General features: G+C 59.3%; 18 protein-coding genes. 4 read left to right on the top strand and 14 right to left on the bottom strand.

Going from position 1 to position 20,020, the window contains the following annotated elements; all coding sequences use genetic code 11:
- Positions 1-6 precede the first annotated feature (6 nt).
- Complete coding sequence (locus tag ACYRGX_RS08145; protein ID WP_010487150.1) at positions 7-312, top strand: ArsR/SmtB family transcription factor; 306 nt, start codon at positions 7-9, stop codon at positions 310-312.
- A 283-nt stretch (positions 313-595) separates the two neighbouring features.
- Positions 596-1,195 (top strand): nucleotidyltransferase family protein, encoded by a 600-nt coding sequence (locus tag ACYRGX_RS08140; protein WP_024765057.1) that lies wholly within the window; start codon positions 596-598, stop codon positions 1,193-1,195.
- Here the strand turns inward: ACYRGX_RS08140 and ACYRGX_RS08135 are convergent.
- From ACYRGX_RS08135 to ACYRGX_RS08095, 9 genes are all read right to left on the bottom strand, one after another.
- Positions 1,173-2,141 (bottom strand): GTP 3',8-cyclase MoaA, encoded by a 969-nt coding sequence (locus ACYRGX_RS08135; RefSeq protein ID WP_103463261.1) that lies wholly within the window; start codon positions 2,139-2,141, stop codon positions 1,173-1,175. The two genes, ACYRGX_RS08140 and ACYRGX_RS08135, sit on opposite strands and share 23 nt — an antisense overlap.
- Positions 2,138-2,476, bottom strand: a complete 339-nt coding sequence (locus tag ACYRGX_RS08130) for a putative quinol monooxygenase (RefSeq protein ID WP_037010846.1) — start codon at positions 2,474-2,476, stop codon at positions 2,138-2,140. Before ACYRGX_RS08130 ends, ACYRGX_RS08135 begins: the two co-directional genes overlap by 4 nt.
- 28 nt (positions 2,477-2,504) lie before the next feature.
- Positions 2,505-3,713, bottom strand: coding sequence for an XdhC family protein (locus ACYRGX_RS08125; protein WP_103463262.1), 1,209 nt, complete (start codon positions 3,711-3,713; stop codon positions 2,505-2,507).
- Positions 3,714-3,726: 13 nt separating this feature from the next.
- A complete protein-coding gene (locus tag ACYRGX_RS08120; RefSeq protein ID WP_010487144.1) occupies positions 3,727-4,947 on the bottom strand; it encodes a cytochrome c in 1,221 nt (406 codons plus the stop codon).
- Between the two features lie 10 nt (positions 4,948-4,957).
- Positions 4,958-7,150, bottom strand: coding sequence for a xanthine dehydrogenase family protein molybdopterin-binding subunit (locus ACYRGX_RS08115; protein ID WP_103463263.1), 2,193 nt, complete (start codon positions 7,148-7,150; stop codon positions 4,958-4,960).
- Position 7,151: 1 nt separating this feature from the next.
- The gene (locus ACYRGX_RS08110) at positions 7,152-7,613 is read right to left on the bottom strand and encodes a (2Fe-2S)-binding protein (RefSeq protein WP_010487142.1); all 462 of its coding nucleotides are present in this window, start codon (positions 7,611-7,613) and stop codon (positions 7,152-7,154) included.
- 99 nt (positions 7,614-7,712) lie between these two features.
- Positions 7,713-7,955 carry a hypothetical protein gene (locus ACYRGX_RS08105; protein ID WP_100857915.1) on the bottom strand — a complete coding sequence of 81 codons (243 nt, stop codon included), beginning with the start codon at positions 7,953-7,955 and terminating at the stop codon, positions 7,713-7,715.
- A 120-nt stretch (positions 7,956-8,075) separates the two neighbouring features.
- Entirely contained in the window at positions 8,076-9,110 is a 1,035-nt protein-coding gene (locus ACYRGX_RS08100; RefSeq protein WP_010487136.1) for an NADP-dependent oxidoreductase, read from the bottom strand.
- Between the two features lie 112 nt (positions 9,111-9,222).
- Entirely contained in the window at positions 9,223-9,816 is a 594-nt protein-coding gene (locus ACYRGX_RS08095) for a TetR/AcrR family transcriptional regulator (protein ID WP_010953412.1), read from the bottom strand.
- A gap of 391 nt (positions 9,817-10,207) precedes the next feature.
- Between ACYRGX_RS08095 and ACYRGX_RS08090 the strand changes: the two genes are divergently transcribed.
- Complete coding sequence (locus tag ACYRGX_RS08090) at positions 10,208-10,828, top strand: glutathione S-transferase family protein (protein WP_010487132.1); 621 nt, start codon at positions 10,208-10,210, stop codon at positions 10,826-10,828.
- A gap of 511 nt (positions 10,829-11,339) precedes the next feature.
- Here ACYRGX_RS08090 and ACYRGX_RS08085 read toward each other — a convergent pair.
- From ACYRGX_RS08085 to ACYRGX_RS08075, 3 genes are all read right to left on the bottom strand, one after another.
- Positions 11,340-12,308, bottom strand: a complete 969-nt coding sequence (locus ACYRGX_RS08085) for a YagK/YfjJ domain-containing protein (RefSeq protein WP_103463264.1) — start codon at positions 12,306-12,308, stop codon at positions 11,340-11,342.
- Between the two features lie 328 nt (positions 12,309-12,636).
- A complete protein-coding gene (locus tag ACYRGX_RS08080; RefSeq protein WP_103463265.1) occupies positions 12,637-12,867 on the bottom strand; it encodes a helix-turn-helix transcriptional regulator in 231 nt (76 codons plus the stop codon).
- 60 nt (positions 12,868-12,927) lie between these two features.
- A complete protein-coding gene (locus ACYRGX_RS08075) occupies positions 12,928-14,289 on the bottom strand; it encodes a hypothetical protein (protein WP_103463266.1) in 1,362 nt (453 codons plus the stop codon).
- A gap of 205 nt (positions 14,290-14,494) precedes the next feature.
- On the opposite strand from ACYRGX_RS08075, the gene ACYRGX_RS08070 reads away from it, so the two are divergent.
- Positions 14,495-15,172, top strand: a complete 678-nt coding sequence (locus ACYRGX_RS08070) for a hypothetical protein (RefSeq protein WP_181005340.1) — start codon at positions 14,495-14,497, stop codon at positions 15,170-15,172.
- A 193-nt stretch (positions 15,173-15,365) separates the two neighbouring features.
- Here ACYRGX_RS08070 and ACYRGX_RS08065 read toward each other — a convergent pair whose 3' ends face one another.
- Positions 15,366-17,561, bottom strand: a complete 2,196-nt coding sequence (locus ACYRGX_RS08065) for an OsmC domain/YcaO domain-containing protein (protein ID WP_473056084.1) — start codon at positions 17,559-17,561, stop codon at positions 15,366-15,368.
- 128 nt (positions 17,562-17,689) lie between these two features.
- The gene (gene metE / locus ACYRGX_RS08060) at positions 17,690-19,978 is read right to left on the bottom strand and encodes a 5-methyltetrahydropteroyltriglutamate--homocysteine S-methyltransferase (RefSeq protein ID WP_473056083.1); all 2,289 of its coding nucleotides are present in this window, start codon (positions 19,976-19,978) and stop codon (positions 17,690-17,692) included.
- Positions 19,979-20,020 lie beyond the last annotated feature (42 nt).

Raw genomic sequence — 20,020 nt, 5'->3', positions numbered from 1 at the left:
AAATCTATGACCATTGATGTCAACGAAGCCCTTAAAGCATTGGCGAACCCGATGCGCCTAGCCATCCTTAATTGGCTCAAGGATCCCAGGACAAACTTTCCCGAGCAGGAGGTAGATCCAGAGACGGTAGGTGTGTGCGTCAGTATCATCCAGGAACGCACGGGCCTCTCGCAGTCAACGACATCGCTTTATCTCGCAGCTCTACAGCGCGCGCAATTGGTGACATCGCAGCGGATCGGCCCCTGGACCTACTACAAGCGCCACGATGAGAATATCGATGCCTTCTTCAAGGCGCTGCAAGAAAGAATCTAGGGCTGCACACCCTTGTATTTCTGACTGATTTCAGTCTTTACCGATGTCAAAAACAGCAATCTGACCAAATAACGATCAGATCATCCGAAGCTTCGAGTGATCGAACAGCATTACCAGTGATGCGGTGCGCGGAAAAAACGCTCCTATAGCAAAACTGCCACTTGACAACGCTGAAACCAGGGGCTGTACACGCAAAAGACAGCACACTCCAGAGAGGGACGCGAAGCCCTTCAAGTGCTCTTCTACGGCCAACCTTCTTTAGGGGGCAACATAGATTTTCAACATGACAGAACCGCGCCGCAACCCTGAGTGTATTGGCCTGGTACTCGCCGCCGGCACCGGGCAGCGCTTCGGCAGCGACAAACGCTGCGCCAAGCTGGCCGACGGCAACAGCCTGCTACGCGCAACAGTGCTGCGCACGCAAGAAGCCTTCAGCGATGTTCGAGTCGTGCTAAAAGCCGAGGACGATGCCCAGGCCCTGGCTATACCGCCTGGCGTTCAGCTGGTACGTGCGGCCCACGCCAAACAGGGCATGGGCTCAAGCCTGGCTGCCGGCATCCAGAGCCTGGCACACTCGCAGGCCACTGCGGTGGCGGTGCTGCTTGGAGATATGCCGTGGATTTCTGCCGCCACCCTGCGGCAACTGCGAGCGCAGGCCGACGCTGAACATATCGTCGTGGCTTACTGCGAGGGTCAGCGCGGCCACCCGGTGTTGTTCGGCCGGCGCTTCTGGCCGGAGCTGATGCAACTGCAAGGCGAGAATGGGGCCAGGGGCTTGATCGCCAGCCATGCGCAACAGGTGATTGCCGTGACGCTCGATGACCACGGCATTCTGCGGGACGTCGACAGGCCGGACGACCTCAGCCACCCACCGATTTCATAATCAGCGCGCTGCCGGTAAACGTAGCGTCCTGCTTGTCCGCCAGCGCACGGCCGAGCAACGCGGTGAGCTGCGGCTGTGCCTGCTCAGTCGGCAGATCCAACAGCGTGCCCATAAAGTGCCCGCGATTGGATGACAGACATCCGTATAAACTGCCGGTAGACGACAGGCGCAGACGGCTGCAGCTCCGGCAAAAGGGCGCGCTTTCGTTGGCAATGATGCCGAACGCCCCGCGCTCGCCAACGCTATAACGCAGCGCGGTGGAGTCTACCGGCGCCTCAGCCTGGGTGAAGGCATAACGCTCGCCGATAAGCTCCAGCAGCTCGCGCTGGCCGACGAACTGGGTACGAAAAGCCTCTGCATTCTGGGCCAGATGGCCCATGCGCATAAGTTCGATAAAACGCAATTCGTAGCCCTGCTGAAGGCAGAACACCAACATGGGCAAAACTTGATCGAGGTTGCTACCACGCATCGGCACCATGTTGATCTTGATGCTCATGCCGGCTCGGCGCGCCTGCTCAATGCCGTTGAGCACCGTCTGCAGGTCGCCGCCCTTGGCGATCGTGCGGAAGGCACTCGGGTCGAGCGTATCGAGGGACACATTGAGCCGCTGGATGCCGGCGCTGCGCAATAACGGCAGTTTGCCGGCCAGCAACTGGCCATTGGTGGTCAGGCTAATGTGCTGCAACGCCAGCTTACCTACGCCCTGCAGAAAGGGCTCCAGCCGGTCACTCAGCAGCGGCTCGCCGCCGGTAATGCGCAGTTCCTCAACCCCGGCAACATCCCTGAGCAACTCGACGGCACGCAGCATCGACGCGGACGTCAGCTCATCGCGTGCGGCCACCAAGCGACGGCCATCGGCCACACAGTAGGTGCAGGCGTAATTGCATGCGGCAGTCAGACTCAGACGAAGTTTGCGAAAACGCCGACCATGTCGATCAACTATCACTCGACAACGCCCGTACGGGGATCAATGGCGGGTTCGATGTCCTCCGCCAGCGCTTCAAGCACATAAACCTGACGATCGCTTAGCAGCTCGCCCAAGGCATTGGCCATGGTCGTGTAATGTGGCATCTGCCGATGGCGCGCTATCGCCTCATGGCTGGCCCAGCGCTCGACGAAGACAAAACGCCCGGCCTGTTCAATACAGCGATTCAGGACGTAAGACAGGCAGCCGTCTTCGGCGCGCGATGGTTGCACACAGGCGCGCAGAATCTGCTCGACCTGCGACTCTTTGCCAGCCTTGGCTATCAGTATCGCTACAACGCGTATGGCTTGACTCATGCTGATGGGTTCCTCGGTTGATAAATTGTTAACGCTGCACGGCCACCAGCCGACAACCTTCTGCCGCAACATCCGTTTGATCCCGGCCAGCCATTAGCACAGGGTCGCTGTCATGGATGCTCGCAGATCTGAAGCGCAGGCTGCCGCCATTGCGGCCGTTGAGCACTGCCTGAATTTCCGCCAGCACCGCCATGGCCACGCATTCCGGGGTGTCGCCACCCAGGTCCAGGCCGATCGGATAATGCAAACATTCCAGCCCCGGCAGCTCGTCCTGTGGTTTAGCCAATTGTTCGTGGATGCCGGCCAACAAGCGCTCGGTGCGCTCACGCGGCCCCAACTGACCGACATAGCAGGGTTCACTGTGCAGCACACCCTTTAGCCAATGCGCGTCTTGCACCAGGCTGTGGGTCATCACCGCCACCGCAGCCCCGCGCACCAGCTCGTGGTAATCGAAAGGCTGCTCTACATCGCCGACCAGCACCTGGTCAGCCTCGGCAAAACGCTCGGCCCGGGCAAAGTGCGCCCGGCCGTCGATCACCGTCACATGCCAACCCAACAGCTTGGCCATGCGCACCAGCGGCTGGGCATCATGGCCCGCGCCGAAGATCACCAGACGCCGCGCCGGCGGCAAGTACTCCAGAAGCACTTCCACTTCGCCGAGACCATTCGGGTAGAGACCACGGGATGACTTGCCGCGCAGCAAGGTCTGCTGCAGGTCGGCGCTGATTTGCTCAACCAGCACCGAGCGCAGCAACTCGCCCGCGGCCTCTTGCCCAGGCATCAAGCACAAACGCTCGCCTAAGCGTGGCGCAGCCGCGCCCGAGCTGACGATTACCGTGGCGATGGCCGCAGGCTGCTGGCGGTCGCGCACGCTGAGCAAAGCATCGACCAAGGCGCAAGGGCCGGCCGGCAGGCGCTCGAACAGCACGTGAACCTTGCCGTTACAGCCCAGGCCGAAGCTCAGCGCTTCCTCGCTGGCGTCATCCGCCTCTGCGGTGCTGTAGCTGCGCAGCGCCGGCCCGGCTTCGGTCAGCCACCAAGCCTTTTTCGCCACTTCCGCCTCCAGGCAGCCGCCACTGATGGTGCCCTCGGGCCGGCCGAAGCGCGACACCAGCATGCGCGCACCGGGCCGCCGATACGCCGAACCTTCGACCTTGACTACAGTCGCAAGCACCGCTTCGCGGCCAGCCTCGCGCTCGGCCAGGAGCGCATCCAGCAATGTGTTCAGGCCCGACATGCAGAACCTCCGCTCAATGCAGGGACTCGGTCCGGCGCTTAGCCACAGCCGGCACCGAAACCTGCGCACCACTCTCGCCGAAACGCTGCAACATAAAGCTGCTCAACGCGGCCAACTCTTGATCGGTATAAATGTTGCCGAACGATGGCATACGCCGATTCACTGGGGCGTCGGCGGCGCCGTGGCCACTCAACAGAATGCCGAGCAAGTTGCTGGCGGCCGGATCGTTGACCGTCTTCAAGCCCAGCAGCATGGCCGTCTGGCTCTGGTTGCCCGTGCCGTCCCAGCGGTGGCAACTGGCGCAGGCTTCGGCGAACAGCTTGTTGCCGAGTGCACTGCCGCTGCCCGGTTCTGCAAGCGTGACCTGCTGCGGGCGAGGCACGCCTTCACTGCGCGGTGGCGAGTCCTTGAGGAACACTGCAATCGCCTGACGGTCAGCGTCAGTCAGGTGGCGCAAGCTGTTTTCCACCACCTCCGCCATGGGCCCTGAAGACAAACCCAGGCCTGGCGCTGCGCCATCCTTCAAATAGCCAGCTAGCACGTCCGTGGGCCAGGCACCAATGCCGTGCACGGGGTCGGCACTGATGTTGTAGGCGTTCCAACCCTGGATCAGATTACCGGCCAGCGAGCGCTCGCTGCTGACAGCCTGAAACAGGTTGCGCGGTGAATGGCATTCGCCGCAGTGACCCGGCCCTTCGACGAGGTATTTGCCGCGATTCCACTCAGCAGAGCGCTGGCTGTCCGCCTGAAATGGCTCATCGTTAAGGAACAGCAAATTCCAGAAAACCATGCCCCAGCGCTGATTGAACGGGAAGCCGATGTGGTTTTCGCGCGGTGCTTGCTCGACCGGTTCCAGGCTATCGAGATAACCCTTGATCGCGAGGATGTCATCGCGCGACATCTTGCTGTAGGAGGTATAGGGAAACGCCGGGTAGTAGTGCTTGCCGTCACGGCCAATGCCGGTCTGCAGCGCACTGACGAACTCGTCATCGGTCCATGCACCGATGCCGGTTTGCGTGTCCGGGGTAATGTTGGGCGAAAACAGCGAGCCGAACGGCAGCTTGAACTCAACACCACCGGCGAAGGGTTGACCGCCAGACACGGTATGGCAAGCCACACAGTTGGCAGCGCGCGTCAGGTATTCGCCCTTAGCCAGCAAGTCCTCTTGCGCATAGGCCGCTTGCGCCAGCAGAGCCGCGCTGGCGAGCGTCAGTAGGTTGCTTATTAATTTCATCAAGTGCTCCTTAAACCGGGTAGTAGCCGAAGCGGCTCAGCGGCAGGCGACGGATGCGCTGACCCGAGGCGGCGAACAGGGCGTTGACCAGGGCCGGACCGATCAACGCAGTACCGGCCTCGCCGACGCCACCCGGCGCCTCCAAGCTAGGCAGCAGGTGCACCTCCACCTCCGGCGCTTCGCTGATGCGCAGCTGCCGGTAGTTGTGGAAGTTGGTCTGCTGCACCTGGCCGTTTTCGATGAGGATTTCGTTGAATAGCGAGGCGGACAGTCCGAACAGCGTGCCGCCCTCGATCTGCGCCTTAACCGAGGTCGGGTTAGTCGCAAAGCCGCAATCCACCACACTGACCAGCCGCTTGATGCGTATGCCCAAGTCGCCCTGCATCTCCAGTTCAACCAGGGTCGCCACATAGCTGCCGAACACCGCACTGACCGCCACACCACGGCCTTGCCCTGCGGGCAACGGCTTATTCCAGTCAGTCTTTTCGGCCAGCAAACGCAGCACCGCCTGGGCACGCGGCTGCTCCGCCATCAGTTCCAGGCGGTAGGCAACCGGGTCGGCCTTGGCGTTGTGCGCCAGCTCATCAATAAAACACTCCAGGGCATAGGTGCCGCGCAGCGGGCCCACGCCGCGCCACCAGGACACGGGCACAACGCTCGGCTCCTGGCGGATATAACGAACCTGCAAATGCGCCAGGCTGTAGATGGGGTCTACCGCCACTTCCACGGCATCACTATCCACGCCATTGGGCGGCAAGCTGCCGACATAACGGGCGAGAATCGAGGCGCCGGCGATGCGGTGCTCCCAACCCAGCGGCCGTCCCTGCTCGTCGAGGGCGGCCTGCATACGGTCGGCATACAGCGGCCGGTAGAGGTCGTGGGTCATGTCTTCCTCACGGCTCCAGATCAGCTTGATCGGGTAATCGACCTGGCATGCGATGGCCACCGCTTGGGTGATGAAATCAAACTCCAGACGCCGGCCGAATGCGCCACCGATCAATTGGTTGTGCACCTGGATTTTTTCCACGGGCAACCCGGTGACTTGGGCGGCCGTCTGCTGGGCAAACACCGGTACTTGGGTGCCGACCCACAGCTCGCAGGCATCTTTGCGCACATGGGCCACACAACTCATGGGTTCAAGCGGCGAATGGGACAACAGCGCCTGCTCGTAAACCGCTTCGAACTGGCTGGCCGATTGCTGCTTGGCTTGCTCAATGTCGCCGCTGCGCTTGGCGACCACGCCATCACGGCTACTGGCGGCGAGCAACTCCTGGTCCAACTGCGCTGAACCAATCGCGGCATGTGGGCCGAGGTCCCACTCGATCTTCAGCGCCCTGATGGCCTGCTGACAGGCCCAGAAGTTGCTCGCAGTGACGGCCACGGCATTGTCCAGGCGCACGATGTCGCGCACCCCAGGCACTCGTCGCGCCTGACTGTCATCAACGTTGAGCAGCCGCCCGCCATACACCGGACAGGTGATACTGGAGGCCACCAGCATGCCGGGGATTTGCAGGTCGATGGTAAAGTGCGCCTTGCCGTTGACCTTCGCAGGCGTATCCAGACGCTGCGCGGGGGTGCCCAGCAACTTGAACTGCTCGGGGGTTTTCAGCGGCACTGCGTCGGGCAATGGCAGCGTCGCAGCCGCTTCGACCAAGTCGCCATAGGCCGCCTGCAGGCCATTGGGGCCAAGCACCTGGCCGTTCTGCGCATGGCACAGGCTCGGCGCGACGCGCCATTGCAGAGCAGCCGCCTGGATCAACAGGATGCGCGCCGTAGCGCCCGCCCGACGCAGCGGCTCCCAGGTAACACGAGTAGAAGTCGAACCACCGGTGGCCTGAAACTGCATCAGGCTGTCGGTATACAGCGCCGAGTTCGGTGGCGCTTCCTGGATCACTACCTGATCCAGGGGCACTTCCAGCTCCTCGGCGACCATCATGGCAATACCGGTTTGCGCACCCTGGCCCATTTCAATTTTCGGCGAGATCACCGTGACCACGCCATCGGGGCCAACGCGGACAAAGGCACCGTAACCCTCCGCGGAGTGATCACCAAGCCGACCTGCCGCAGCCGCCTCGGCGGCTGCGCTTTTGGCCACCAGCGGCGGTAGCCAGGTACTCAACACCAAGCCACCGAGGGCGATACCGCTGCCCTGCAAGAGGCGGCGACGGGACATATCAACAGTCACTTCGTTAGGCTTTTTCATCTCACGCCTCCTCAACCTGGCCAACACTGTGAATGGCCGTGCGAATCCGGGTGTAGGTGGCGCAGCGGCACAGATTGCCCGCCATGGCGGCATCAATTGCCTGATCATCGGGCTTCGGCTGGCTCTGCAGCAGCGCCGTGGCGGCCATGATCTGCCCTGATTGGCAGTAACCGCATTGCACCACCTCATGCGCCAGCCATGCCTGCTGCACGGCTTGGCCCACGACCGTCTCACCGATGGCCTCAATGGTGGTGATCGCGCGGCCCGCCACGGCGGAAATCGGCGTCACGCACGAACGAATCGGCTGGCCATCGAGGTGCACGGTGCACACGCCGCACTGGGCAATGCCGCAGCCATACTTGGTTCCGGTTAGGCCCAGCACATCGCGCAGGACCCATAGCAGAGGCATATCGGGGGCAACGTCAACCTGCTGCGACTGTCCGTTGATGATTAACGTTTGCATGGTATTTCCTCTGCTTAAAGTGTTGATGCCGACAACCTTGGTTATCGCTTTGATCATGTGGGTGCGCGACGTGAGGCAGACTTAAACAGCGTCATGCCCTCACGAATCTATTCGCCTTAAACGGGCAACCAGCCACCCGGCCAATGGAAAGGAAATAAGCTGGGTGACAGGCACCAATACCAGCACTTCCACCAGCACCATTACCGGGAAACTCAGATCACGGGTCAGCGGGGCTAATACACTCAGCACCAACAAGAGTGTTGGGTAAAGCCCCAGACAACCAACCACTACACGCCAGAACATGGCGTTTATTTTATGCGAGCGCTTACTGGGTTTATGCATACCCCCCCCTGCAGGCATTGCCTGTAACTTAGCAATCTGGATTTTTTAAATAAAAAAGCCCTACCAGCAAGGAGCTTGAGCTGGCAGAGCAATAACCTGTGTTATTCCAACAAGCGGCAATCAGTCCTCACTGACGCGAACCACTAACTTGCCAAAATTGCGCCCCTCGAGCAGGCCGATAAAGGCCTTAGGCGCCTCCTCCAGACCACTCACTAATTCTTCACGGTATTTAATCCGGCCCTGCGCAAACCAGCTCGACATATCGTTAAAGAACTCGTCGTAGCGGTGGCTGTAATCATCAAAAATGATGAACCCCTGCACATGAATACGCTTGCGCAGAATGCTGCCCATCAAAGCAGGCAAACGATCTGGCCCGTTGGGTAAAGCGGTATCGTTGTAGTGCGCAATAATGCCGCAGACGGGCACTCGGGCCTTGGTATTGAGCAGCGGCAGCACCGCATCGAAGACCTTGCCGCCGACATTCTCGAAGTAGATGTCGATACCTGCCGGGCAGGCCTTGGCCAGTTGCTCGGCGAAGTCCGGCGCACGGTGATCTAGACAGGCATCAAAACCCAGCACCTCGACCGCATGCCGGCATTTTTCCGCGCCACCGGCGACACCGACCACATGGCAGCCCTTGATCTTGCCGATCTGCCCCACAGTCGCGCCGACCGGCCCGGTGGCCGCCGCCACCACCAGGGTTTCACCCGCCTGCGGCCGGCCAATATCGAGCAAGCCCATATAAGCGGTGAAGCCCGGCATGCCAAAGATGCCCAAGGCATAAGAAGGATGCGCCGGCGACTCACCCAACGCGGTCAGATCGCTTCCATCGGACAGCGTGTAGTCCTGCCAGCCAGCAAAGGACAGCACCCAGTCACCGACCTTGTAGGCCGGGTTTTTCGAAGCCTCCACACGGCATACAGTGCCACCCACAATCACTCCACCGACTTCCACCGGCGCAGCATAGGACGGTGCATCACTCATGCGACCACGCATGTAAGGGTCAAGTGAGAGGTAAACGGTACGCAACAGAACCTGCCCTTCTGCTGGCTCAGGAATGGGGCTTTGCTCAATGCGAAAATTCGCTTCGAGAGGCGCACCGTGGGGACGTGAGGCCAGAACGACGCGCCGATTGATTAGCTTTGATTGGGGCATGTGCAAACTCCTGGGGTTGCTGAAGTTGGGCTTGTCTCGATCACCCGAATTAGACCAGTCGACTAGTTGGTCAGTGAAAAAAATGCCCACCAACAGGTGGGCAACCGCGCCATCAGATGTTGTCAGAGGTCAGAATGGTCTGAGTTGTGGCCATGGCGTTTTCCAGCGGCCGACTATTACGGTGTAGCTTGCTCAGCAGACTCGCACCGAGCCACAACTGGTAAAGGGCCGTCGCAGTGTGGAAAGCATCGCCCATTGCCAGAGAACCGTCTCGCTGCCCCTGCTCAATACATTCAGAAATCCGCGCAATGATTTGATCTGCACCATCGCGCAGCGTGAGGCGCATGGGCTCCGAAAGATCAGCTACCTCTGCGCTCAGCTTCACCACCAGGCACTTCTGGTCGTCGCAGGGCTCGCAGTAGCTGTCTAGCCACTTCTGCCAATACCCCATCAGGCGCTCGCGAGCCGTGTTGCCCGTGACGGCAAAACGCTCATCCATGCTCGCCAAATAATTGCGAAAGTAATCCTCAAGCAACGACTGGCCGTACTGCTCTTTGGACTTAAAATAATGGTAAAACGAGCCTTTCGGCACGTTAGCGGCCTGCAAAATCTCGTTAAGGCCCACACCAGTGAAGCCCTTAACCACCATCATGCGGTGGCCGGTATCGAGTAGATGCTGACGCGTATCGTCGTAACGTAGTTTCATCGGATTAATGTATCAATAAATAGACCAGTCGTCTATAGTGAATTTCTGAGAGAATTGTTAGCCATTCTTGATGACACTCAGACAGTATACAGACCAACCCACACACAGCGAGCTCATGGCGGCGCAGTACGGCGAAGCACCTACCTGAAGCTAACGGGGAACCTTCAAACCGCCCTTCGCTCGTGCCCAGAAGGAAAGCCGCTGGATAGAGACCTCAGTGGATCCGGAGGGAACCTAAAGGGCATCGCCGCACTCAGCTTGCCATGCCAGTAGACTGGTCGCTTAGTGACAGATAAAATTTTGATCGCCGGTTGCTGGCCCCCCCCCCTGCCGAGATCCCTCATACAAAGCACACCTCCCCTCCCACGATAACTTACAAGGCGTAATAACGATGATAAAACTCCACCATCTAAATGATTCTAGGTCGTTTCGTATTCTGTGGCTACTGGAAGAAATAGGCCAACCATATGAAATCATTCGGTATCAGCGTGATAAAGAAACCCATCTGGCCCCCGAAACCCTGAAGGACATTCACCCGCTAGGCAAATCTCCGGTTATTGAGCTCGACGGCAAGATAATTGCGGAGTCAGGGTCGATTACAGAAGTTTTGATTAAAGAATTCGCCCCCCATCTAGCACCAAACGAAAAAAGTCCAGAATATATTGACTACCTACAATGGATACACTTCTCAGAGAGCTCAGCGATGCTCCCGCTCCTACTTAAAATATTCAATGAGTTCGAAACACGATCCGGAACCGACCTAAAATTCCTCAAGAACTATGCAGAAATTGAATTCAACAAAGTTTTTTCATACCTAAACAATCACTTGAATAATAAAAAATTTTTAGTCGAAGACAGACTCACAGGAGCAGACTTCATGCTGGGTTTTGTAGTGAAAGGCGCACTCAATCTGCTCAAGTCTAGCGGTGCATTTCCACATATCGAAAGCTATATTACTAATATTGAAAATCAGATAAGTTACAAGCGAGCACTGGATATAGATGCCAATTAAACCTGGCTTCGCAAAAAAAGCCTCCAAGAAACCAACGCCGGTCTGAGAGCAGCATTGCTCAATTCATACCCCAAAAGGACTCAACCGAGTGACTCAACCGAAAACCCGGGTTCGACCCGGGTTTTTGCTTTTTTACAGACGCACTTTCTCTATATCAGCCAGCAAATAGCCCAACTTCTAGCTCACGGACCACCGATCATGGGATATATCTGACCCACGAGGAGAAACTTTCGAACTAACCCCTGGGCATCCCTTCAATAACACCGACGAGCATTTCAACGATATTCTGCGTTGCCACTCAGACCGTAGAATCGACACTGTTGCCCTGAGGCTAGCAGCAATATTTCAAGAACCGAATGGAGAAGGCTGAATAAAATTCTTGCGTCCCAGTTCAACACCTTCGAGGGGTGATATATCAAGCGGAAGCGGCACTAGGGCTATTTTGATGGCACCACGCATAGGTGTCGAGGCCCGTAGCTTTCATACCAGCTCAGCAAGCAGCACCGAACCATCACCGACGAGAACGACTAAGAGTCCCCTTGCGCAGACAGCGAGCCCCCGCAGGCTTCAAGCGCAGGTGCTGATCGTCCTTGACCAGGTACCTCATTGCCTCGTGGGTATTAGGCCGCTTCGACTGATCCTCCCTATGGATCTGGCCGATGCCTAGCTTGTCGCCGTACTGTTCCTTATCATGGTTGCAGCTGTGGGCATAGCCCTGACGACGAGTGATCTCCTCCCACAGCTTGCCAATCCTAGTTGCCTTACAGACATCCCGGCACACTATGTTGCCATTGAAGAAGTAGGCTGCATGGATGTGGTAACCCCTGCCGTCATTTCGATCCCCCTGCTCAACGGCGTAGATGTATCCGATAAGATGCTCGAAGATCGGATGGCGGTGGTGCTTGGTAATCAGGGCATCCAAGTGATTGAACACTTGTTCGATACGTAGCCTGGCTTGTGCCTCAGACCAGTAGTACAGGTTCAACCTGATGATCGCGGTACGCGAGTATCGGCTCATCATCGCATCCGTGTACTCGGTGATTTCCCTATCCTGCTGCTTGGCCAACTGCTGCCGGTCCCACTTCCTACGCCGATACCACTGCTCTCGTGTCAGTTCACGGATCCGTGCGGTCAGGACGTTCATGCTCTGGTGATGACTGAGCCAGTACGTCTCCGTCTCGCTCATGCAGACAGGACCATTGGGTGAACGCTGAAGACCGATGTCGTCACAGGCTTCCCGGAACGCTAACAGGTGCTCGCTATAGTCGTACGGCACTCGATCATCGAACAGGTTGTACATCTGCTGGACGTTGGTGAAGTACCGGGAGAGTCTGGTCTGCTCGACCTGCTCATAGCCTGACCGTTTGTGCGTGATCCGGAATGCGGGTGTATCGCTGCGCTCGATAGCCTGGACGAGTGACTCGATCTGCAGGGCTATGTCGGACTGGGATAGGTGGGTGTTGAGCTTGCGGTTGTTCATGGCTGAGTACCTGGTTGGTTTTTGGTGCATACCAGGTACGTGATGTGTTTCTTTTTACTGGTCTTCTTTCCCTCCGGTGTAGTCAGTGGTGATGGGTAGTGATGGATAGTAAGAGTTGGTAGTTAATAGCTATTAGCTATATCAATAGATGCAGCCCCGCCCATAACCGACCGTCCCGATCAGGCCGGGCAATGGGGAGCAACATTGCCGAGCCTGTCGAGAGATTTGCCGCATTGCGCTTTGGGAGAGTTAGCTGAGAGCCCAAAGCTGTTCGAGTCGGCATAAGCGCCATGACCAGCCGAAGCCGATCATGGCGCAGGTGGCGGTTCTAGCTGGCCATGCTCAGATGGCCGATGGGACGCGTGGACGCTCCCTCAGCTTGGTCACGCTCCTCGATCCGGGCCAGGATCCAGTCGTGCACCTCGCTATCGACCCAGCCGACGCAGCGGTCGCCCAGCGATACCGGCTTCGGAAACGTGTTATCCGAGATGTATTTGTAGATCGTCGACCTAGATAGGCCGGTAGCGATTATCACATCTTGCAAGCGGAGAATTCGCATGAATAGGGCTCCTCTGTTTGTCCCAGAGGATTTGCGAGGGCCGTATAAAAAAACTGCCTGTTACCCAGCAGCCCGTGCCGGCGTGAGCAACCCTGACTTTTCGCGCAGCTCCAGCGGAATATCCACCTCCCTCAACACGCTTTTCACCACAGGATCATCGCACCCCTTGGTGACCATCCAATGCTTGGCCAGACCTTCGTCCGAGGCTCTTTCAGTCAACAGAGCGATGCAACGGTGGCCAGTCGACACATGCGCCGGGACCAAGCTGTAGCTAACCCTGGCCAGATCAATGCTGGATACCTGCGAAAAACGTTGGACCACCTCTCTGGCCAGCTCAAGGACTTGGTGGTGGAGGAAGTCGAAAATCTCCTCGTGGTCCAGAATCGCTTTGTCTTTGGGATCAAGCATCGGCAGTCGAAAGAATGCCGCCACTTGCTCCTTCACCGTCGAGTCCACACCGCGCACCTTTCCCCATCCGGCGGAATCAGCCTGAACCCAGTGGCGCGACAGAAAGCCCAATACGCAGTCACAAATAAAAAGCTCAAGCTGATCAAACGCATGATCTGGCGCTCGCCTGAAGAGACGAACCACGCTGCGAGGTGCCAAGTATTCCCCTCGCCTTAGGAAGGAGTTGCGATCAAGTCTGACGCCAGCCAAAAACTTGTAGTCGATGTCTTGATCGGCGGCCTTCTCATGCACCACGACGGAAACAACGTCGTCAGCAGGTGAAAGCTGAAGGTGGTTCAGATTAAGCCAATAAACGCTCCTGAGCTTCTCAGCGAAAATCGGACTCGCCAACCCAGGTATGTGTCTACGAATGAATCCCAGCTCCGTAAGCCTGCGCAAGCGCTGCTTAAGAGAGGCCGCATCCATTCCCGTCAGCAAGCAGAGCTCCTTGCTACTCAGCCCCCTGGCAACCCCAAACGGATCTGCATGGCTTAGCAATATCATGAGCAGCAAACGATTCGCCAAGCTGAGCTTCCCCTGTCGCACTGGAGCAACTCGCTTCTCGTCTCGCGAGCGTGTGTTGAGCTCCTTCGCAGTCGGCGCATCGTCCTTCCAGCCAGACCAGATGGCCCTGATGCGCTCGCCACCCAAGACATGCTTGACCAAACCGGGGTGGTTCAGCGTCCTTTCCTCAACATCCCGCAGAGCCGACTGGATAGCTTTGCTCATCTCGTAGGTACACCTTGGCCGCCCCTTCCCTTCGGGCTGAGTAACGACTCGCAGTACCCCCACATCAACCAGTTGGGCAACCGCTTTTGAAACGGCTTGCACCGGAAGCCGCAGGTCTTCAGCCAATTGCTTCTGCGAACGAGGCTTAGGCGTCACCGCGCCATAGTGCTCCCAGAATGCAATGAGCAAAAATTTAGCATCTGGATCACCTGCCCTTAGCTTCGCATCAAGAATCCTAGCAAGCATATAACCTCCAATTTTTAACTCGTAAATATACCCTATATCTACGATACCTTAGTTACAGTAACGACTCATATAACAACACGTAACGTTTTACTCACATATCAGTGTCAAAGCTGATAACGGTTGCGTAACGAAACAGTAACGGTATAAATCTTTCCCGAAGGATTGGCTTTGGCTCATAGCCCAAATGGCCCGCCTGGAGGATGAGATGTCAGAAAATGAGAAACCACTGAAGTGGCTGCGCAAGCAGGATGGTGAGTGGGAATGGGCAGCCGATTACCTCAGGCACCGGCTCGATGCCGAGTACATGAGGAGGCTCAAGGGCGATGCGTTTACCCGGTTTTCGACCTACGAGAACGTCGTTGCTGCTATCAGGCAGATCCAAGAGGACAGGCTGGACCTGGTCATAAGACTGCAGGGAGCTATACGGCAGCGTCGCTACCGCTCTGACAGCAATGGCCGAAAACCTCGAACATTCACCCTCAGCAAACAAACCCTTTCCAAGCTGGACTCAATCGCAAAGCGAAATAACACTGACGAGACAGCTGTAATCACAGCGCTCATAGAAAGAGAAGGACTGGCCGCCGAGGCCGAGAGGGATTACAAAAAGCAGCTCAAGGAATCAGTCGCGCGCGAGCAAAAGAACGCAGCCCAGGCAGTTGCGACCATGACCGCTCAACGGGACGAGGCGTTGAAATACGCCGAGCGGTATCTGAGGCTTTTAGTTCAATGGGAGCTAATGTGGCCTGACGAAACGCCACCCACCGCAAGCGATGAGGATGTGTCGAAGCTTGTGGAGTCCAAAATGAAAGACCTAAAGGACAAGCTAGCCTACATTGCCTTCAGAGACGCAGTGACAACTGACCGAGGGCATGACGAGCGCTAATCATCTCACCTCGCACTGAAGCAGGCACGAAGCACAAAACCGGGTACAAAACCGGGTACATAATTTTCAGATATTGAAACTCCCTCAGGACTGGTGGCCGCCTCAGGCCTGACTTAGTGGATAACGTCTGAGTTCTTCGGCGACACGAAAAAGCCCGCGCGGATCGCTCGATCCCCGCGGGCTTTTCTTTGCCCTACGCGCCCGTCACGTTGCGCGCGCGCGCCGCGTGCAGCTTCTTGTAGCTGTCGATCAGGCGCAGGTGCCGGTCGAGCCCTTCGAGCTTCATGCTGGTCGGGGTCAGGCCGTGGAAGCGCACGCTGCCTTCCAGCGAGCCGAGCACCGCATCCATGCGCGAGTCACCGAACATTCGGCGGAAGTTGACCTCGAAGTCGGCCATTTCCAGGTCGTCGTCCCGTTGGACTTCCAGGGCGGCGTTCAGCGCCTGATAGAACAGGCCGCGCTCCAGGCTGTTGTCGTTGTACTGGAGGAAGGCCTCGACCCATTCCTTGGCGTCGTCGTAGCGTTTGAGGGCGAGGTTGATCAGCAGTTTGAGTTCCAGCACGGTGAGCTGGCCCCACGCGGTGTTGTCGTCGAACTCGATGCCGATCAGCGTGGCGATGTCGCCGTAGTCGTCGAGCTCGCTGTTCTCCAGGTTGCGCAGCAGGGACTTCAGGCCACGGTCGTCGAGGCTGTGCAGTTCGAGGATGTCCTTGCGGAACAGCAGCGCCTTGTTGGTGTTGTCCCAGATGAGGTCCTCGACCGGATAGATCTCGGAGTAACCCGGCACCAGAATCCGGCAGGCGGGCGCGCCGAGGTCGTCGTAGGTGGCCACGTAGACCTCCTTGCCGAGGTCTTCGAGGATGCCGAACAAGGTGGCGGCCTCCTCGGCGTTGGAATCCGCGCCCTGGCCGGAAAAATCCCACTCGACGAACTCGAAGTCGGCCTTGGCGCTGAAGAAACGCCAGGAGACCAGCCCGCTGGAGTCGATGAAATGCTCGACGAAGTTGTTCGGCTCCATCAGCGCCTGGCTTTCGAAGGTCGGCTGCGGCAGATCGTTGAGCCCCTCGAAGCTGCGCCCCTGGAGCAACTCGGTAAGGCTGCGCTCCAGCGCCACTTCGAGGCTCGGATGAGCGCCGAAGGAGGCGAACACGCCGCCGGTGCGCGGGTTCATCAGGGTCACGCACATCACCGGGAATTCGCCGCCCAGGGAGGCGTCCTTGACCAGCACCGGGAAGCCTTGCGCCTCCAGCCCCTGGATGCCGGCGACGATCGACGGGTACTGGTCCAGCACCGCTGGCGGTACGTCCGGCAGGCACAGCTCGCCTTCGAGGATCTCGCGCTTCACGGCGCGCTCGAAGATCTCCGACAGGCACTGCACCTGCGCCTCGGCCAGGGTGTTGCCGGCGCTCATGCCGTTGCTGAGGAACAGGTTCTCGATCAGGTTCGACGGGAAGTACACCGTCTCGCCGTCGGACTGGCGCACGAAGGGTAGCGAGCAGATGCCACGGGCCTTGTTGCCGGAGTTGGTGTCGTAGAGGTGCGAGCCGCGCAGCTCGCCTTCCGGGTCGTAGATGGCGCGACAGTGCTCGTCGAGAATCTCCGCCGGCAAGGCATCCTTCGGGCCTGGCTTGAACCAGCGCTCGTCCGGGTAATGGACGAACTCGGCGGCGGCGATCTCCTCGCCCCAGAACTGGTCGTTGTAGAAGAAGTTGCAGTTCAGCCGTTCGATGAACTCGCCCAGCGCGGAGGCCAGCGCGGCCTCCTTGCTCGCGCCCTTGCCGTTGGTGAAGCACAGCGGCGAGGCGGCGTCGCGGATGTGCAACGACCAGACGTTGGGCACGATGTTGCGCCAGGAGGCGATCTCGATCTTCATGCCCAGCTCGGCGAGGATGCCGGACATCTGCGCGATGGTCTGCTCCAGCGGCAGGTCCTTGCCGGGAATTCGCGTGCTGGCATCGGACACCGGCAGCAACAGGGCCTGGGCGTCGGCATCGAGGTTTTCCACTTCCTCGATGATGAATTCCGGTCCCTGCTGCACCACCTTCTTCACCGTGCAGCGGTCGATGGAGCGCAGGATGCCGAGGCGGTCCTTCTCGGAGATGTCCGCCGGCAGCTCGACCTGGATCTTGAAGATCTGCGCGTAGCGGTTCTCCGGGTCGACGATGTTGTTCTGCGACAGGCGGATGTTGTCGGTGGGGATGTCGCGGGTCTGGCAGTAAAGCTTGACGAAGTAGGCCGCGCACAGCGCGGAGGACGCCAGGAAGTAGTCGAACGGCCCCGGCGCCGAGCCATCGCCCTTGTAGCGAATGGGCTGGTCGGCGATCACCCTGAAGTCGTCGAAGCAGGCTTCAAGACGCAGGTTGTCGAGAAAGTTGACCTTGATTTCCACGCAGAACCACCCTGACCGGCAAAGAACGTTTGCGCGCATTATCCAGGCATTTGCGTAGGAAATCCTCTGCTATCCGCCGGCCCGTGGCCAGGCCGCGCGAGACGCAAGCGCCCCGCGCGGCAAGCGGCTCACGCCTGTGCGCGCAGCTCGCGGGCAGCAGCGACCATGTTCACCAACGCGGCTTCGGTCTCCGGCCAGGCGCGGGTCTTCAGGCCGCAGTCCGGGTTGACCCACAGACGCTCGGCGGGGATGCGTTGCGCCGCCTTGCGCAGCAGCTTGACCATTTCCTCGCGACCCGGCACACGCGGGGAGTGGATGTCGTATACCCCCGGACCGATCTCGTTGGGATAGGCGAAGCGCTCGAAGGCCTCCAGCAGTTCCATGTCCGAGCGCGAGGTCTCGATGGTGATCACGTCCGCATCCATCGCGGCGATCGACTCGATCACGTCGTTGAACTCGCTGTAGCACATGTGGGTGTGGATCTGGGTTTCGTCACGCACACCGCTGGCGGTCAGGCGGAAGGCTTCGGTGGCCCACTCCAGGTAATGCGGCCATTGTGCATGTCGCAAGGGCAGGCCTTCGCGGAAGGCCGCCTCGTCGATCTGGATGATCTTGATGCCGGCGGCCTCCAGGTCGACCACCTCGTCGCGGATGGCCAGCGCCAGTTGACGGGCCTGAACCTCGCGGGACAGATCCTCACGCGGGAAGGACCACATCAGCATGGTCACCGGACCGGTCAGCATGCCCTTCATGACCTTGCGGGTCTGGCTCTGGGCATAGCGAATCCACTCGACGGTCATCGCCCGCGGGCGGCTCAGGTCACCGTAGATGATCGCCGGCTTTACGCAGCGCGAACCGTAGCTCTGCACCCAGCCGAAGCGAGTGAAGAGGTAGCCATCGAGCTGTTCGGCGAAGTATTCCACCATGTCGTTGCGCTCGGCCTCGCCGTGTACCAGCACGTCCAGGCCCAGTTCCTCCTGGAGCTTCACCGCGTGGCGAATCTCGCCGCGCATGGCCTCGACGTAGTCGGCTTCAGCCAGCTTGCCCTGCTTGAAGGCCTGACGCGCATGGCGGATGGCCGAAGTCTGCGGGAAGGAGCCGATGGTGGTGGTTGGATAGGCAGGCAGGTCGAGTCCGGCGCGTTGCTTGGCGATGCGTTCGGCAAACACCGAATGGCGCTGGCTGTCGGCCGGGACGACCGCGGCGAGGCGTGCCTGCACCTGCGGCTTGTGGATACGCGGCGAGGCGGCGCGGCTGGCCTGCACGGCACGGCTTTGCTGCAGCGCGGCGAGCACTTCGGGCGCCTGCGGGGCATCGACGGCACGCGCCAGAATGGCGACCTCGGCGCATTTCTGCACGGCGAACGCCAGCCAGCTCTTGAGCTCGGCATCGAGCTGGTCCTCACGCTCGAGGTCCACCGGGCTGTGCAATAACGAGCAGGACGGTGCGACCCACAGGCGCTCGCCGAGACGCTCCTGGGCGTGACGCAGTACCTCCAGCGCCTTCTCCAGGTCACAACGCCAGACGTTGCGGCCATTGACCAGTCCGAGGGAAAGCACCTTGTAAGCCGGCAGGCGGTCGAGAATCGTCGGGTATTGCTCGGGAGCGCGCACCAGATCGATGTGCAGACCGTCCACCGGCAAGCCGGCGGCCAGGCCGAGGTTGTCCTCCAGGCCGCCGAAATAGGTCGCCACCAGTTTCTTCAGCGGCTCGCTCTGCAGCAGGTGGTAGGCACGCTCGAAGGCATTCTTCCAGTCCTGCGGCAGGTCCAGCACGAGAATCGGCTCGTCGATCTGCACCCACTCCACGCCCTGCTCGGCAAGCCGGCGGAAGATCTCGCCGTACAGCGGCAGCAGGCGGTCGAGCAGTTGCAGCTTGTCGAACTCGGTGCCCTTGGTCTTGCCCAGCCAGAGATAGGTGAGCGGGCCGATCAGCACCGGCTTGACCACATGCCCCAGCGCGCGGGCTTCCTCGACCTCCTCGAAGAGCTGCTCCCAGCTCAGCGCGAACGACTGGTCGACCGTGAACTCGGGGACCAGGTAGTGGTAGTTGGTATCGAACCACTTGGTCATTTCCTGCGCGTGGGCGCCGCCACAGCAGCTGTCGCTGACGCCCCGGGCCATGGCGAAGAGCGTGTCCAATGTAGGCTTGGCGCCCTTGGCCGGGGCGAAGCGAGCGGGGATCACGCCAAAGGTCAGCGAATGGGTCAGCACCTGGTCGTACCAGGCGAAGTCGCCGACCGGCAGCAACTCGATCCCGGCCTCTTTCTGTGCCTGCCAGTGGGCGGCGCGCAGCGACCTGCCGACAGCGCGCAGGCCGGCTTCGTCTAGCTCGCCTTTCCAGAAGGCTTCCTGGGCCTTCTTCAGTTCGCGATCCCGACCAATACGCGGGAAGCCTAGGTTGTGGGCCAGGGCCATGGCAGTGCTCCGTATAAGACATTGACGGCGCACATTCTCGAC

The organism is Pseudomonas sp. R4-15 (genome assembly GCF_055768815.1).
This window is presented reverse-complemented; position numbering and strand designations above follow the sequence as displayed.